This window comes from Mucilaginibacter sp., from assembly GCF_965277465.1.
Lineage (GTDB): Bacteria > Bacteroidota > Bacteroidia > Sphingobacteriales > Sphingobacteriaceae > Mucilaginibacter.
The window spans coordinates 2590448-2607156 of the sequence record NZ_CBDICW010000001.1; the positions used below are offsets into that span (position 1 = coordinate 2590448).

At 40.2% G+C, this 16709-nt stretch carries 12 protein-coding genes; 8 read left to right on the plus strand and 4 right to left on the minus strand.

The features are described from left to right. Positions 1 to 62: 62 nt before the first annotated feature. The gene (locus ACQY4U_RS11600; protein ID WP_428329574.1) at positions 63 to 1310 is read left to right on the plus strand and encodes a vanadium-dependent haloperoxidase; all 1248 of its coding nucleotides are present in this window, start codon (positions 63 to 65) and stop codon (positions 1308 to 1310) included. 91 nt (positions 1311 to 1401) lie between these two features. Here ACQY4U_RS11600 and ACQY4U_RS11605 read toward each other — a convergent pair whose 3' ends face one another. The 3 genes from ACQY4U_RS11605 to ACQY4U_RS11615 form a co-directional block, all read right to left on the minus strand. After that, positions 1402 to 4434 carry a GH92 family glycosyl hydrolase gene (locus tag ACQY4U_RS11605; RefSeq protein ID WP_428329575.1) on the minus strand — a complete coding sequence of 1011 codons (3033 nt, stop codon included), beginning with the start codon at positions 4432 to 4434 and terminating at the stop codon, positions 1402 to 1404. Positions 4435 to 4764: 330 nt separating this feature from the next. Then, positions 4765 to 5541 (minus strand): amidohydrolase, encoded by a 777-nt coding sequence (locus tag ACQY4U_RS11610; RefSeq protein WP_428329742.1) that lies wholly within the window; start codon positions 5539 to 5541, stop codon positions 4765 to 4767. Positions 5542 to 5648: 107 nt separating this feature from the next. Further along, positions 5649 to 6794 carry a methionine aminotransferase gene (locus tag ACQY4U_RS11615; protein ID WP_428329576.1) on the minus strand — a complete coding sequence of 382 codons (1146 nt, stop codon included), beginning with the start codon at positions 6792 to 6794 and terminating at the stop codon, positions 5649 to 5651. Between the two features lie 283 nt (positions 6795 to 7077). Here ACQY4U_RS11615 and ACQY4U_RS11620 point away from each other — a divergent pair, with 283 nt between their 5' ends. The 7 genes from ACQY4U_RS11620 to ACQY4U_RS11650 all read left to right on the plus strand — a co-directional run bounded on the left by ACQY4U_RS11620 (position 7078) and on the right by ACQY4U_RS11650 (position 15512). Next, the gene (locus tag ACQY4U_RS11620; RefSeq protein WP_428329577.1) at positions 7078 to 8046 is read left to right on the plus strand and encodes an ABC transporter substrate-binding protein; all 969 of its coding nucleotides are present in this window, start codon (positions 7078 to 7080) and stop codon (positions 8044 to 8046) included. Then, the gene (locus ACQY4U_RS11625) at positions 8047 to 8916 is read left to right on the plus strand and encodes an ABC transporter permease (protein ID WP_428329578.1); all 870 of its coding nucleotides are present in this window, start codon (positions 8047 to 8049) and stop codon (positions 8914 to 8916) included. Positions 8917 to 8918: 2 nt separating this feature from the next. After that, complete coding sequence (locus ACQY4U_RS11630) at positions 8919 to 9668, plus strand: ABC transporter ATP-binding protein (protein WP_428329579.1); 750 nt, start codon at positions 8919 to 8921, stop codon at positions 9666 to 9668. 147 nt (positions 9669 to 9815) lie between these two features. After that, the gene (locus ACQY4U_RS11635; RefSeq protein WP_428329580.1) at positions 9816 to 12422 is read left to right on the plus strand and encodes a M1 family metallopeptidase; all 2607 of its coding nucleotides are present in this window, start codon (positions 9816 to 9818) and stop codon (positions 12420 to 12422) included. A gap of 115 nt (positions 12423 to 12537) precedes the next feature. After that, the gene (locus ACQY4U_RS11640; RefSeq protein WP_428329581.1) at positions 12538 to 13563 is read left to right on the plus strand and encodes a TonB family protein; all 1026 of its coding nucleotides are present in this window, start codon (positions 12538 to 12540) and stop codon (positions 13561 to 13563) included. A 19-nt stretch (positions 13564 to 13582) separates the two neighbouring features. Next, the gene (locus ACQY4U_RS11645) at positions 13583 to 14524 is read left to right on the plus strand and encodes an energy transducer TonB (RefSeq protein ID WP_428329582.1); all 942 of its coding nucleotides are present in this window, start codon (positions 13583 to 13585) and stop codon (positions 14522 to 14524) included. 19 nt (positions 14525 to 14543) lie between these two features. After that, the gene (locus ACQY4U_RS11650; protein WP_428329583.1) at positions 14544 to 15512 is read left to right on the plus strand and encodes a TonB family protein; all 969 of its coding nucleotides are present in this window, start codon (positions 14544 to 14546) and stop codon (positions 15510 to 15512) included. A gap of 65 nt (positions 15513 to 15577) precedes the next feature. On the opposite strand, the gene mdh is transcribed toward ACQY4U_RS11650, so the two are convergent. Further along, complete coding sequence (gene mdh / locus ACQY4U_RS11655) at positions 15578 to 16516, minus strand: malate dehydrogenase (RefSeq protein ID WP_428329584.1); 939 nt, start codon at positions 16514 to 16516, stop codon at positions 15578 to 15580. Positions 16517 to 16709 lie beyond the last annotated feature (193 nt).

Here is a 16709-nt window from a genome sequence, read left to right on the forward strand (position 1 = left end):
ATAAATACTAATCCTATAGATATTATAGGATTTATTATATTTGCTGAACATTCAACTTAACCATGCGTAATAATTTATTAAGCACCGCCATTATCGGCATTAGTATTTTAGCAAATAATGCCAATGCTTCATCAAAAAAACCTGAACCAGGTAATGTAATTGTTCAATGGAACCTTATAACTGTTAAGGCAACCAAGGTTGCCAAGCAAAACAGCAATACAGGCAGCCGTACAGAAGCAATTGAAGCCATTGCTGTTTATGATGCTGTAAACTCTATTAAACATATTGGTAAGCCTTATCATTATTACCAGGCGCCTGATGGCCCGGCTTCGGCAAAGGCAGCCGCCGCACAGGCGGCACATGATGTACTTGTTAACTACTTCCCGGCTCAAAAAACATCGCTTGATTCGGCATTGACAAGCAGTTTAGCCGCTGTAAATGATGGACCGGTTGATAAAGGCCAAAAAGTTGGCGCAGCCGCAGCTGCAGATATTATTGCTTTAAGGGCCAATGATGGCTCAAGTCCGCTTACTACTTATGCCGGGCCTGATAAACCTGCTGTTGGCGCATACCGCCCAACCCCAGGTAAATTTGCACCCGGAGTTGATGTAGAGTGGGGGAATGTAAAACCTTTTTTATTAACAAGCAGCAAACAATTTTTGCCTGATGCGCCACCCGCAATTGGCAGCGATGAATATAAAAAAGCGTTGAACGAAGTTGCCGAAATAGGCGCTGATAAAAGTACAAAACGCACTGAAGACCAAACCCACATAGCCCAGTTTTACAAACAGGATGCTGAACTAACCGTAAATGAGGCAGCACGGGAACTGGCCGAAAGCCATAATACATCACTTGAAAAAACTGCCCTTATTTTTGTTTTGGTTGATATTGCCGAAGCTGATGCACGAATTGTGATATGGGGAACCAAATACAAATATTTAGCATGGCGACCGGTAACGGCTTTAAACGCAGAAGCTGATGGATCGGTAAAGGATTATACCAAATGGACACCTTTAATCAATACCCCCCCGCATCCAAGCTACCCAAGCGGCCACAGTGCGACCATTACCGCCGGTTACGAAGTGCTGAAAAGTTTTTACGGAGATAAAAACCACCTTGAACTGCATACTACCACCGCAGGCGAGCCGGCACGTGTACTTGAATCATTAAGCACAGTTGAATGGGAAAATGGCTACAGCCGTATTTACGGAGGTATTCACTATGCGTTTGAAAATACATCGGCCCAAAACATCGGCAAAAAAGTTGCTGCATTTGTATTGGCAAATGGCCCGCAGGCAAGTAAAAAATAAGTTTTAAATATAAAAGGGCATCTTTTTCAGATGCCCTTTTATATTTAAAACTTTGACACATGTTGTGTCTTAATCATCAGTTTTAATAGTATTATTCAACTATTATCTCATCTGCAAAAATGTATGATAGGCCTCCTTTTGCTACATGCCATTCGGGTAATGGGCCGTATTGCTTAGCTACTACTTTAATATAACGGGTATTGGTATTTAGCAGGCCTGTATAGTCCTGCGTTTTTACATTCATATCTTTTATATCAATTTTTGAACTAACAGATGTTGTTAGTTTATAATTTACGCCATCATCAGATGTCCAGTACTCAACCTCTTTCGGGAAAACTATCCATGATTGTGTATCCTGCAAAGCACCTATGGTTACCTGTTTAACCGGCTTTACCGCGCCCATATCAACAATAGCAATCAGGTCATTACCCTGGTAACCCTGCCAGTTGCCAATGCGCCAGTTTGCCTTACCGCGGATGCCGTTTATCAGCGTATTATCGCCCTGATCGGCATAGTTTGGCAGGTATTTATTTACCAGGGTTAATTTAATATCGTTCCTTATTTTGGTAAAGGTGGCTTCGGCAACAAAGCTGGTTTTACCGGCTGCATCTACAGCAATGGCTTTAATTGTTTTGGTTGATGAAACATCAAGCGCAGCAGTATACAAAGCTGAGCTTGCAGTAGGGGTTGAGCCATCAGTAGTGAAGTATATTTTTGTGCCGGCACCATAAGCATTTATAGTAACAGTAATATGATCCTTAAATGTTTTTTGCCCGGTTATATACGGATCGGCAGTAATCAGATTCTCGGTGATCTTTGACGTTGGTTTTTCTAAGCCCTGTACAAATATTTTGTTGGGTAGTTTACCGGTAAATACTTCAAAATTTCCCCCATTGGCAATGTCTGCATAGTCAATAAATATTTTGTTGTAAGCCTTTTTATTAAGATTCATGCCTTGCAGGTAAATATTGGCAGTACCTACACTTGCACCCGGGTTAATGATAATGAATTTTTTGCCGTTTTCAAGATTGATCACTGCCTTATCAAACTGTGGGATCCCGATCTGGAATTGTTGCTGCCCTGGTGCAATATCATAAATACCTAAAGAGCTGATCACGTACCAGGCCGACATCTGCCCGCAATCTTCATTGCCTGATAAGCCATCAGGGTTATTGCTGTACTCTTCGTGAAGGATCTTGTTGATATAATACTGCGTTTTATCAGGCGAATCTGTAAAGTTATACAGATAGGCCATATGGTGGCTTGGCTCATTTCCATGTGCGTACTGGCCAATTAAGCCTGCAACATCCGGCTGGTCTTTTCCGCTAAGTTTTGAATCGGTAGTAAACAATTCATCTAACTTGGTTTCAAAAGCTGCCTTACCACCCATGCGTGCCATTAGCCCCTCAACATCCTGTGGTACTAAAAATGAGTATTGCCACGAGTTACCTTCGGTGTAGTTATTATTGATCTCGGTAGGCTCAAAAGGGCTGTACCAGCCGCCATTGGCACGGGCCTGCATAAAGCTGTTTTGATCGTTATAGCTGTTTTTCCAATATTGGGCGCGCTGTATAAATGTTTTATAATCATCGGGTTTGTTCAGCATTTTTGCCATTTGGGCTATACACCAGTCGTCAAAAGCATATTCCAATGTTTTTGAAACCGACTCAGCCTCATCATCTGATAGTACAACCCCATTTTTTCGGTATGAATCCAGGCCGAACTGGTTGCGGTTAACAGCTGCTTTCATGGCGGTAAAGGCTTCCTCGGCATTAAAATCGCGGATACCTTTTGCATAAGCATCCACAATTACCGGGATGGAGTGGTTACCCACCATACAAAAGGTTTCATTTGATGCCAGGGGCCATATAGGTAATAAGCCGCCCTGCTCATACATCGCCATAAATGATTTGACGAAGTCGAGCGTGCGTTTTCGATCTATCAGGTTAAGCAATGGGTCTTCTGCACGGTAGGTATCCCATAGTGAAAACACGGTGTAGTAGTTAAATCCTTCGGCCTTGTGGATTTTTTGATCCATCCCACGGTACTGCCCATCAACATCATTATAAATATTAGGGGCCAGCATAGCGTGGTAAAGCGCGGTATAAAAAATGGTCTGCTTGGTTTTTGCATAGTCAACAGCCGGCGTTTTCTTTTTTGATGATGACTTGTTTGTACCAGCCTGCAGATTATTGCCCTGTGTTTCCCGTTGTGCAGATGCACTTGGTCCACCGCCCTCAACTTCTATTTTTGATAGCTCATTGATCCATAATGTTTTGGCAGCTCTTTGAACTTTTTTAAAGTCGAAGTCGGGTACCTCTGTATCCAGATTTTTTAAAGCACCTTCAGCGCTAACGGATGAGATGCCTACTTTTGATATCACCTCACCCGGGTTATCAAAACGGATATACATTTTTATGTTGGTGCCTTGTACTTTGTTTTTACCTTGTTGCAATTGGTCGTTAGCAGCAATGCCGTAGGTTTTAAATGGTTTTGAAAACTTGGCGTAGAAATATACAGATTGATCTGCAGCCCATGAGCTTGAGCGGCGGTAACCGCGTATCTCGTGGTCGTTTACCACTTCAATCCATGAATCAAGCACCTTATCTCGGTGTTGCAGATCGATAATAATATTGGCCTCATCCGTTTTAGGGAAAGTGTATTTATGTACCCCAACACGGGTGCTGGCAGTTAGCTCAACATCTATATCATATTTATCAAGGTGGGTTCTATAATAGCCGGGTGTTGCCATCTCATTCTTCTTTTTAAAGCCCGAGAGGTATTCCGTGTTTTTAAATTTAGCTTCGCCTGTAGTAGGCATAAATAAAACATCGCAATAATCTTCAATGCCCGTACCACTTAAATGCGTATGTGAAAAGCCATAAACGGTGGTATCGGTATAATAATAGCCCGAGCAGCCATCCCAGCCTGTTAGGCGGGTATCAGGACTAAGCTGTACCATCCCAAAGGGTACTACTGCACCCGGGTAAGTATGCCCGTGGCCTCCGGTACCAATAAATGGGTTAACCAAAGGCGTGTAATCCTTTTTCTTTTGGGCCGATGATGATAAAGCAAAAAATAAAATAAAACAGGATGGCAGGATGCTGCGGGATAGAAGCCTCATTGAATTAAGTTGATGTTTTGTATGGGGTAAAAATAATCAGAAATTGCACATTTTTAGAATTTTGTTTAATCGTTTTAGCTTCTCTGTCTGAATCAGAATTTCCCGGATTTTAGAATTTACTGGATTAATGCTTTTCAAATCTATAAAATTGTATTCATGCCCGGCTCTTACCGGGTGACGATTTTCTAATCGGCGTCTCGCCGACCATCAGTAAAGTAATTTAAGTGTACATCAGCCGGAGGCCTGAATATAGTCGTCACCCGGCAGGAGCCAAGCGACTGTGGTGCGAGAGCATTATTCTGAAAATTCTGAAATTCAGTAAATCCTGATTCAGACAATTTCAAAATTATCCATATCCTTTAAAAAAGGCAGGGCGCGGCGGGTCTTTTTTACTTCGTCTGCCATTATAGGGAAAGTGTACAGGTCTTCCTCATCGCGTTTGTAATAAACCACGTTACCCACAGGGTCAATACAGGTAGAATCACCGGAATGATAAACTTCATTACCATCGTGCCCAACACGGTTAACACCAATAACATAAGCCTGGTTTTCAATAGCACGTGCCGGGATCAATGAACGCCAGTGCAGGGCGCGGCGCTCGGGCCAGTTGGCAACAATGATCATTAAATCATATTCGGCATCAACATTACGCATCCAAACCGGGAAACGGAGGTCGTAACAGATCATCGGGCAAATTTTCCAGCCGTTAAGTTCAACTATGAGTTTTTTATCACCGGCAGTATATGTTTGGTGCTCTTTCCCCAAAGCAAAAAGATGGCGCTTATCATAGCATTCATAAGTGCCATCAGGGCGCATCCAAATCAGGCGGTTATAGTATTTGTCGTTTTCTTTTATAATAATGCTCCCTGTTATAACACACTCATATTTATGAGCCGTTTGCTTCATCCAGGTCATGGTTTTGCCGTTCATGGGTTCGGCAAGTGTTTCGGCATTCATGGAAAAACCTGTATTAAACATTTCCGGCAAAATGATCAGGTTCGTTTTTTCACGGATGCCCGATAAACGCAGCGAAATGTTCTGCAGGTTTTTATCAATATTCTCCCAGAAAAGGTATCCCTGGAACACGGTAATTTTAAGATTATCCATAATTTCTTGATTCATGGTTAATATTTTAGTCCTTGTAAAATGATCAGCTGGCCATCGTTAACAAAAGAAATCTTACCGTAGTTAAAGGACTACCAACTACAGGCAAATTATATTTTAATCAATCTATCAACGGCTTTATCTAAAGTTTCTTGCCTTTTAGCAAAACAAAAACGTAAAACATGGTGGTCTGTACCCTTTGTGTAGAACACGGAATTAGGTATGGATGCTACCCCGATTTCCTTTGTTAAACGCAGTGCAAAGTCGCTGTCTTTCTCGTCTGTAATGTTGTTATAGGTTACGGATTGAAAATAAGTACCAAAGCAAGGCAATAGTTCAAACTTGCTTTCCATCAGTCCATTACGGAAGTGATCGCGCTTTTGCTGGAAAAATTCGGGCAGGCTTAAATAATGATTTTCGTTTTTCAGGTATTCGGTAATTGCATATTGTATCGGTGTGTTAACACTGAAAACTAAAAACTGGTGTACTTTTCTAAACTCCTGCATTAAAAAAGCAGGGGCCATGCAATATCCAACCTTCCAGCCGGTAGCATGAAACGGCTTACCGAATGATGCTACAATAAAGCTGCGCTGCTGTAATTCGGCATAACGGGCCATGCTATGATGGGTTTCACCATCGTATATTAAATGCTCATAAACCTCATCGCTTAAGATCAGTATATCCTGATTTTTTACAATGGCACATAACTCGTCAATATCCTCCTGGTGCAAAATGGTAGCGGTAGGGTTATGCGGCGAATTAAGGATGATCATCCTTGTTTTATTATTGATAAGCCTTTTTACCATGTCCCAGGCTATGCGATAGTTGGGTGGTTCCAGCTCTAATGATTTTACAATACCGCCCATCAGTTTTATGGCAGGGGCATAGCAGTCAAAAGCTGGCTCAAAAATAATTACCTCATCGTTAGGGTTAATAACAGCGGTTATTGCTGTAAATATGGCTTGTGTACCCCCGGCAGTAATGGTGATCTCTGTTTCGGGGTTATAAACCGCGCCGTAAAGCCTTTCCGTTTTTTGTGCAATTTGTTCGCGCAGGGCCATAACGCCAGGCATAGGGGCATATTGATTATGACCATTTTTCATGGCCTTATCAACAAGTTCAATCAGTTCGGGCGAAGTTTCGTAGTCAGGAAAGCCCTGCGATAAATTTATCGCACCAACTTCATTTGCCAAAGCAGACATTACCGTAAATATGGTAGTGCCGGTTTGAGGTAGTTTAGATATAACAGGTGTCATGCAGTGGCTAAAATACGTAAAATTGTGCTACTTGGTACAAGGTGGGTAGCAAAGCTCCCTAATTAGTATATTTAAAAGATTTTATTTTGATGTAATTTACTGAAAAACAGATTTTTATATTTTAATAATTGTACATTTTGACCTCGACTCATTATTAGCTGCAATTAGTGCTCTTTGGGCCAAAATTGGTTATACCATTTATCTCCGGATTGTTAAATGGTCACAATCTTGTAAAACCGTAAAAAATGGCTTTCTACACCTTCAAATTATTTAACTTAGGGGCATGAAGTATATGAAGCTTTCTTTTCTGGCTTTACTTATAGTTGCCATTGTTTCCTGTCACTCAAAAAATAAAGATTCAAAGCCGGTTGTTGGTTTTGTAGATGCCTTTCAGGATGCATCTATAGCCCCCGCAAAAACGGGCTTTATTGATGCCTTGAAGAAAAACGGTTTCGAGGATGGTAAAAATGTTGAGATCCAATACCGCAATGCGCAAGGTAGCATCCCAACGCTTACGCAAATTGTAAACTACTTTGTTTCAAAAAAGGTTGATCTGTTGGCTACCTGTACTACACTTTCGTCAATCACTGCTGCACAAAAAACTAAAACTATCCCTATTTTCATGATGGTATCTCCAATTGTTAAGCTCATGAAATTAGAAGATGCCAACGGCAAAGCACCTGCAAACCTGTTTGGCGCGGTAGAGGATTTAAATTATATCGATACTTCTTTTTCAAATATCCCCAAATTTTTAAAGCCTAAAGGCAGTAAGTTAGTTGTTGGTATGATCTATAACCAAAGCGAACCGCAATCTGTTGATGCCAAAAAGCGAATTGAAACATTAGCCGAAAAATTAAACATTACGCTGGTAGCCCTTCCGTTAAATTCATCTGCCGATGCGCAGTTGGTTACGCAATCCTTGCTCGGTAAAAATATTGATGCCTTTTTTGCCAATCCGGATAATAGTGTATTTGCAGCATTTGAAACTATACTTAAAGGCTGCGACCAAAAAAATGTACCCATATTTACCAGCGAAGCCGGTTTGGTACAACGCGGGGCTGTAGCAGCCTTTGGCGCCGATATTTATCAATGGGGATACCAGGCAGGCGAACAGGCTGCTCAATATTTAAAAACACATAGCACCGCCGGTTTACAACCCGAAATGGTGAAGATCAGGCGCAGGGTATATAACCCGGCGGCTGCCAAAAAGTATCATATTACCGTACCTGCAAACTTCGAAGCTGTTAAATAGATGGATTTTTACCTTACCGCTATATTACAAGGCCTATGTTTTTCAGGTATTGCTTTCGGGATCTATATCTCGATGAAGATCTTTAATATTCCGGATATTACTACCGATGGCAGTTATACGCTCGGTGGTGTGGTAACGGCCATTTTGCTTACCAATCACTTACCTTCGTACCTGATTTTACCTGCTGTTATTATTGCCGGGGCGCTTGCCGGGGCATTAACAGGTTTGATACATACCAAGCTGAAAATAAATGCGCTGCTGGCAGGTATATTGGTAATGACGGCCCTTTATTCGGTGAACTTATCTATTATGCGGACCTCAAACTTACCGCTTAATAGCATCCCTACCTTATTTAATATCCTGAGCATCTGTTCCGATCCAAATCAAAATACATTTTGCATCTTATTCGTTTTTGTGATCATCATAACGGTTATTATCGGTTTCTTGCTTAAAACCGATTTTGGGATTGCAATGCGGGCTACCGGTAACAGCGAATCAATGATCCGGTCGTTAGGTGTAAATACCGACCGGATGAAAATAACAGGGCTTGCACTGGCCAATGCCTTAACCGCGCTTAGTGGGTACCTTATCAGCCAGTATCAGGGCTTTACGGATATTAACATGGGGATAGGAGCAGTTATTATAGGTTTGGGTTCAGTAATTATAGCCGAAACGCTGATCAACTGGTTCAGGATTACATCTGTGTGGATCAGTTTAATATTGGTGCTTTTAGGGGCTATTATATTTCAATTGGTATTAGCCGTAACACTTGATATTGGGGTTGATGCCAACCTGCTTAAGTTAGTTACTGCCGTATTTGTATTATTAATAGTGAGTTTACCGAGGTTGAATTTTAGAAACGCAAAGTAATTATGATTGAAATTAATAACGTTCATAAAATTTTTAACTCCGGTAAAGCTAACCAGGTAGATGCTGTACGTGGCATCAACCTAAAAATAAATACACAGGAATTTTTGGTGATAGTGGGCGCTAACGGCTCGGGTAAAACTACACTGCTTGATATGGTTGCCGGCAGTGTTTTTCCAACATTAGGCAATATTATTATTGATGACCAGGATGTTACCAAACTGCCTGATTATAAACGAAGCAAGTGGATTGCCCGTGTTTTTCAGAACCCATCGAGCGGCACAGCGTCTGATCTCAGTATTTTAGATAATTTCAGGCTGGCGGCTATCCGCACCAAATCAAAAGGCCTTTCTGTCGGCATTAATGAAACCTTTAAGAACCAGGTGCGCGAAAAAATAAGTACCCTTGGCATGGGGCTCGAAAATAAGATAGAGCAGCAAATGGGCACCCTCTCCGGCGGCCAAAGGCAGGCATTAACCTTGTTGATGAGTGTAATGGACAGCTGTAAAGTTTTATTGTTAGATGAACCAACAGCCGCACTCGATCCACGCTCTGCAGATATTGTTATGCGCACTGCCGATGAGCTGATAAAAGATTACCGGCTAACCTCAATCCTGATCACCCATAACCTGAAGGATGCCTATAAATATGGCAACCGTATTATTTTAATGGGCGAGGGGCAGGTTGTAAAAGATTTGGATGAAAATAATAAGGCTGCCCTAAAGCAAAACGATCTGTTTGACTGGTTTGGATAATGGAGGAGCAGCCATTTAAGCTGGTAACTAAATCCTTACTTTTGGTAGAAACTATGTTTTCCAGTTAAACGGCTTTTATTGCTAACTTATTTTTTAGCCGGTATAAATATTTTTATATATTGCCTTAAAATCATAAATTTTCTAAATATGAAATATCCTAAACTTAGCATGCTTTTATTGCTTTGTGGTTGTGCCTTATCAAGCCATGCCCAAAAAGCAGCCGAAGCACCATCTAATTACGATCAGCACAAGGTATTTAACCCGCTGTTTTACTTTGGTAAAGGCGACGAATACAGAACAGCAGCCGGTACCCCCGGTGCCAAATACTGGCAAAACCGGGCAGATTATAAATTGAATGTTACCCTTGATACTGCCAAACACAGTGTAAGTGGTACTACCGTAATTACCTACACCAACAACAGCCCCGACCCGCTGGCATTTTTATGGCTGCAGGTTGATCAGAATATTTACAAAAAAGATTCGCGCGGGCAGGCTACAAGCCCGGTTACCGGTGGTAGGTTTTCAACACAGACATTTACCAACGGCGATGAGATAAAAGGCGTTTATGTTATAAAAAATGGCAAAGCCGAAAAGGTTGACTACCTGGTAACCGATACCCGCATGCAAATAAAACTGAACGATACCTTAAGATCAGGCGGTAGTAAATTGCAGATAAAGATTGATTACCAGTTTGCAGTACCTGAATATGGTACCGACAGGATGGGCCGTGTGCTTACCAAAAATGGCTGGATCTATGAAATAGCCCAATGGTACCCCCGCATGGAAGTGTATGATGATGTTACCGGTTGGAACGTAATCCCGTACATGGGTGCATCAGAGTTTTACCTGGAGTATGGTAATTTTGATTTTACCATCACTGCACCAAGTAATTTAGTGGTAGTAGGCTCGGGCGAGTTATTGAACCCTGCCGAAGTTTACACTCCTAAAATAATGAGCCGTTTAGCTGTTGCCAAAGGCAGCGATAAAACGGTAATGATCAAGGATTCGATTGATATTAAAGATAAAAGTTCTTATCCTGCTAAACCAACGCTTACCTGGCACTTTTTCTGCAAAAACTCGCGCGATGTATCGTGGGCTGCTTCAAAGGCCTTTTTGTGGGATGCCGCAAGGATCAATTTGCCAAGTGGCAAAAAAGCATTGGCCCAATCAGTTTACCCTATTGAAAGCAAGGGCATGAAAGCCTGGAGCCGATCAACCGAGTATGTTAAAAACTGTATTGAGCTATACTCAACCGAGTGGTACGAATATACTTACCCGGTTGCTACCAATGTTGGTGGTATAGTAGGTGGTATGGAATACCCGGGTATTGTATTTTGTAGTTCACAAAGCCAGGGTGGTGGTTTATGGGAAGTAACCAACCACGAGTTTGGCCATAACTGGTTCCCGATGATCGTTGGCTCAAACGAGCGTAAATACGCCTGGATGGACGAAGGTTTTAACACCTTTATCAATAAGGTTGATACTAAGGTGTTTAACAATGGCGAGTATTTTGAATCAGAAGATATAGAAAAAGGTGCTAAAGGTATGTTTAGTCCTGAAGCTGATCCTATTATGAGCACGCCTGATGTTATTCAGCCTGATTATTTAGGCTATGCAGCTTATGAAAAACCTGCATTGGGTTTAACTATTTTGCGCGAGCAGATATTGGGCGAAAAGCGTTTCGATTACGCTTTCAGAACGTATATTAAACGCTGGGCATTTAAACACCCAACGCCATTTGATTTTTTCCACTCAATGGATAATGCAGCAGGCGAGGACCTGAGCTGGTTTTGGAACGAGTGGTTCACTACCACCTGGAAATTGGATCAGTCGTTAAAATCAATTGATTATATTGATAATGATCCTTCAAAAGGTTCATTGATCACGATTGAAAATAAGGAAGCTATGGCCCTGCCGGTAACCATTGCTATAAAGGAAGAGAATGGTAAAACAGATACTGTTAAACTTCCTGCCGAAATATGGCAACGCGGCGGTACCTGGACTTTCGCCTACAAATCAACCTCAAAAATTACCTACGCAACTATTGACCCTGATCATATCCTGCCAGATATTAACCCCGAAAATAATTCTTTGAGCGGTATCGGCATGGCTAAGGGTACAAGCCCGGCAAGTGTTGTTAAAGCTTACTTAGATGCTATTGGCGGCGAAATAAGGGTTAAGGATATAAAAGACCTAAGTACCGTAGCCGAAGGGCACGTGCAGGGTTATACCTTTGTAAGGGTTAACAAATTTAAAACACCTGATAAATTTTTCCAGGATATTACCGTACCGGCTTATAATAACTTTAACCTGTCGCATATTGTGATTGATGGTGATAGTATAAAACTTGCAATGAACGGAAGGCCATCTACCTTTAGCGGCCCTACTGAAAAGCATTCAGTTAAAGCAAGGTACAAACTGTTCCCGGAGCTTGATTTTATGAAGGATGGCTACACCGCAAAATTAGATGCTGATCTTAAAGTAGTAAACGGGCAGTTGGCCTACCTGTTAGTGGTAACATCGCCCGATAATATCAGTGTGAAATATTTTTACGATATAAAGACAGGCTTAAAGGTGAAACAATACACCGATGTGCCAAACTCAACCGTAATGGAATTTACCGATTACCGCGATATAAATACCGGTGTTAAAATACCATTTAGTGATTTAAACAGCGTTAACGGGCAGCCAATAACCTTTAAATTACAAAGCGCAACAGCAAATACAGGTTTAACTAACGAAACTTTTAAATAGGGAAGTATTAGTTTATTGAGTCTTTTACAAAAAGTCCCGGATTGTAAGCTGCACAGCTTTTAATCCGGGACTTTTTTAATTAAGCCTCAGCTAAATACTCTTCAAAAGAAAGCACTTGAAGAGCAAAGTTCAAAACACCCAGAGTATTATCCTTCCCGAAGGCAATAAAATATTATATTCGTACTTACTTTATAATATGCCTAAACTAATACCTGTTTTATTAATAAGTCTGTTTTTATATACCGCAGTTCATGCCCAAACGGGTGGCATTATTTATTATCTCAAAAATTCCGGAAAATTGGTTTCAAAGGATAGTGCTGATTATTCTATGGCTGTTTTACCGCCAGATACCAGTATTGATGCAAAATTATATAGAGTGAGCGAATATTATCCAAATGGGAAACCCAGATTAATAACAAGCTCAAAAACAAATGATATTAATCTTTTGTATCAGGGCCGCTATATAGCCTATTTCCCAAACGGCAAAAAAAGAAAAATAGGTAACTATGAAAATGGCGAACCGTTAGGGCATGAGGTTGATTATTATCCAAATGGTCGTTTTTATAGTTCAAAAGATTATATCGATGCTAAAAAAGTTTTGCTTAAGGATTGCAGGGATTCAACAGGTAATATACTTGCCGAAAATGGTAATGGAAAATGGATTCAATATAACGAAGATTTTGATGGCATAGATTCACAAGGAAATATAAGGGAAGGATTAAAAGATAGTATATGGCATGAAAATGTGTTTGGTAACGATCTCATTATTGACAATTTAAATGGTGTATTAATATCATCAAAAGAGGCTGATACTATAAAGAAATTAAAAGATATAAAGGTAGATAAGATTCCACTGTTTCTTGGAGGTGCTGAATCATTTGGTCGATACCTTGCGCTTACTATGCACTATCCAAGATCAGCATTAATAAACCATGTTCAGGGCCGGATAAATATTGGATTTATTGTGGAAAGGAATGGAACTTTAACAAATATTAGTGTTTTTAAAGGAGTGGATGCGGATTTGGGTAAAGAGGCCTTAAGAGTTATAACTATTTCACCACCTTGGACGCCTGCAATGCAAAATGGGCATGCTGTACGCGTATTTTATACTGTCCCTATTCAATTTACCTTGAGTGAATAATTTACAAACAAGCTTAAACATGTATAAAAAAATATTTATCACTTTATTAGGTCTATCCCTTTTTACCGCAGCTAATGCCCAAAGCGGCGGGCTCATCTATTACCTTAAAAATTCCGGTAAATTAGTTTCAAAAGATAGTGCTGATTATACAATGGTTGTTTTTCCGCCCGATACCAGTGGTGATACAAAATTATTCAGAGTGAGTGAATATTACCCAAATGGTAAGCCTCGATTGATAACCGGTTCAAAAACAAATGATATTAGACTACGCTACCAAGGGCACTATATAGCCTATTTCCCAAACGGTAAAAAAAGAAAGATCGGTAACTATGAAGACGGCGAACCGGTAGGGCATGAGGTTGATTATTACCCCAATGGTCATTTTTATAGTTCAAAAGATTATATCGATGCTAAAAAAGTTTTGCTTAAGGATTGCAGGGATTCAACAGGTAATGTGCTTGCCGAAAATGGTAATGGTAAATGGATTCAATTTGAGCAGGATTTTAAAAATATTGATTCATGGGGAGTGATCAAGGAAGGTTTAAAAGTAGGACGATGGCATGGTACTGTATATGAGTATGAAACAATTAGTGAATATATAAATGGCGAACTAAATTCATTAGATATTATCAGTAAGTTAAATGGTGAGTTAATTGATATAAATAAAGAGCCAGAATATCCTGGAGGAAAAGAAGCTTTAGTTAAATTTATATGGCTTAATACAAATTATCCGTTATTGGCAAGAGAACAGGGAATTAAGGGGATTGTTACTATAAGTTTTATGGTCGAAATAGATGGTACGTTAACGGATTTTATTGTTACGAAAGGGGTTGCTGATATTTTGAATTATGAGTGTTTGAGAGTTATCAAACTATCCCCACCGTGGATACCTGGATTTAAGAATGGACATGCTATTCGTTTAATTCATAGCCTTCCTATTGCATTTAGCTTAAGTGAATAATTTACAAACAAGCTTAAACATGTATAAAAAAATACTTTTCACTTTATTAGGTCTATCCCTTTTTACCGCAGCTTCAGCTCAAAGCGGCGGGCTCATCTATTACCTGAACAATTCTGGCAAATTGGTTTCAAAGGATAGTGCTGATTATTCTGTGGCTGTTTTTCCGCCTGATAGCAGCGTTGATAAAAATTTGTTTGTTGTTTATGAATATTACCAAAATGGTAAGCCAAAATTGATAACCGGTTCAAAAACAAATGGAGCTAACCTGCGCTATCAGGGGCACTATATTGCATATTTCCCAAACGGGCATAAAAAAGCTATGGGAAGCTTTGATAATGGAAAGCAGGTTGGGCACGAAACAAGGTATTTTCCTAATAATAAATTCAATCTCTCAAAAGACTATCTGCCTGACGGGAAAATACGATATGGCGATTGCAGGGATTCTACAGGTAAGGTGTTAGTTGAAAATGGTTCAGGTAACTGGCTTGAGCTTGATGATGATTTAACTAATATACAAGCGGAAGGTAAATTAACCGCAGGTAAACAAGAAGGTTTATGGCATATAAAAAAGAATGACACCACTAACATTGAAAATGAATATAAAAATGGTGAGCTAAAAATATCAGAATATAAATATAAGTCTGGGAATAGTTTTTTTGCCTTAGTAGATGTTTTACCTGAATTTCCTGGAGGGCTTAAGGGATTTTCTGCGTTCCTCGCAAGAAGTATTCGTTATCCGGCAGTGGCAAGAGAATATGGTACGCAAGGCAGAGTAATTATCAGTTTTTATTGTGAAAGCAATGGCACCATAACACATGTTTCGGTTGCGCGCGGAATTGGAGATGGCTGCGATGAAGAGGCACAAAGGGTTGTAAAATTGTCGCCGGAATGGAAACCAGGTTATGTGCATGGGAAACCGGTTAGGGTAGCATTTAGTGTTCCTATTGCATTTTCATTAACAGATAATCACCCGCAAAAAGAAATTTAATAATAAAAGAGAAAGGCTTTCACCAAACGATGAAAGCCTTTCTCTTTTATTATATAAAGCAATTATTAAATAATACCGGTATCAACCAAAACCTGGTTCATGTTACGTACGGCATCAGCGCTTTTGTTAAATTCAGCTTGTTCAGCATCGCTTAATTTAAAATCAAGGATCTTCTCGAAACCGTTTTTACCTAAAATAACAGGCACTACTAATGATATATCTTTTTGCCCGTATTCGCCATCTAAAGCAACACCGCACGAGATCAGTTTTTTCTCATCGCGTACAATGCTTTCAACCATAGCAGCAGTACCTGCACCTGGTGCGTACCATGCAGATGTACCAATAAGTTTGGTTAATGTAGCACCACCAACCATTGTAGCAGCAACCACTTTATCCTGTTGCTCTTTGCTCAATAACTGGGTAACCGGGATACTGTTCCAGGTAGCATGGTTAATTAAAGGGATCATGGTGGTATCACCGTGGCCGCCAATAACAACTGCGTTTAAGTCAGCAGGAGAACAGCCTAATTCCTGGCTCAGGTAAAATTTAAACCTTGCCGAATCCAAAGCACCACCCATACCTAAAATACGGTTTTTTGGTAAGCCCGAAGTTTTAAGGGTTAAATAGTTCATGGTATCCATTGGGTTAGATACTACGATGATGATGGTATTAGGAGAATATTTTAAAATATTTTCAGTAACGCTTTTTACAATGTTAGCGTTGGTGCCAATCAGCTCTTCGCGGGTCATACCCGGTTTGCGCGGCAAACCTGATGTAATAACAACAACTTCCGAGTCGGCTGTAGCTGCATAATCATTGGTAACACCTTTAACTTTGGTATCAAACCCTAACAGGGCCGATGTTTGCATCATATCAATAGCCTTGCCTTCAGCAAAACCTTCTCTGATGTCTAACAAAATAAGTTCTTCAGCCAACTCTTTTCTGGCGATATTATCCGCGCAGGTAGCACCTACGGCTCCGGCACCAACAACAGTTATTTTCATATTATTATTTGATTTGCAGATGGAAAATTAAATTGGCCGAAGATAGAGATTTATATTTTTCTATATGTAAAAAATATGCAATAAGTAGCGTGGTATTACTGGCAGGCAGCATGATAATTAAAATAAGCGCTTGCACTAAACAGTAGCGTAACCTGTATTATAAAGGATGCCGTATTATATTAAGCATCATTAT

Coding starts and splice junctions, on each gene's coding strand:
- ACQY4U_RS11600 (WP_428329574.1), top strand. CDS start 63: ATGCGTAATAATTTATTAAGCACCGCCATTATCGGCATTAGTATTTTA.
- ACQY4U_RS11605 (WP_428329575.1), bottom strand. CDS start 4,434: ATGAGGCTTCTATCCCGCAGCATCCTGCCATCCTGTTTTATTTTATTT.
- ACQY4U_RS11610 (WP_428329742.1), bottom strand. CDS start 5,541: ATGGATAATCTTAAAATTACCGTGTTCCAGGGATACCTTTTCTGGGAG.
- ACQY4U_RS11615 (WP_428329576.1), bottom strand. CDS start 6,794: ATGACACCTGTTATATCTAAACTACCTCAAACCGGCACTACCATATTT.
- ACQY4U_RS11620 (WP_428329577.1), top strand. CDS start 7,078: ATGAAGTATATGAAGCTTTCTTTTCTGGCTTTACTTATAGTTGCCATT.
- ACQY4U_RS11625 (WP_428329578.1), top strand. CDS start 8,047: ATGGATTTTTACCTTACCGCTATATTACAAGGCCTATGTTTTTCAGGT.
- ACQY4U_RS11630 (WP_428329579.1), top strand. CDS start 8,919: ATGATTGAAATTAATAACGTTCATAAAATTTTTAACTCCGGTAAAGCT.
- ACQY4U_RS11635 (WP_428329580.1), top strand. CDS start 9,816: ATGAAATATCCTAAACTTAGCATGCTTTTATTGCTTTGTGGTTGTGCC.
- ACQY4U_RS11645 (WP_428329582.1), top strand. CDS start 13,583: ATGTATAAAAAAATATTTATCACTTTATTAGGTCTATCCCTTTTTACC.
- ACQY4U_RS11650 (WP_428329583.1), top strand. CDS start 14,544: ATGTATAAAAAAATACTTTTCACTTTATTAGGTCTATCCCTTTTTACC.
- mdh (WP_428329584.1), bottom strand. CDS start 16,516: ATGAAAATAACTGTTGTTGGTGCCGGAGCCGTAGGTGCTACCTGCGCG.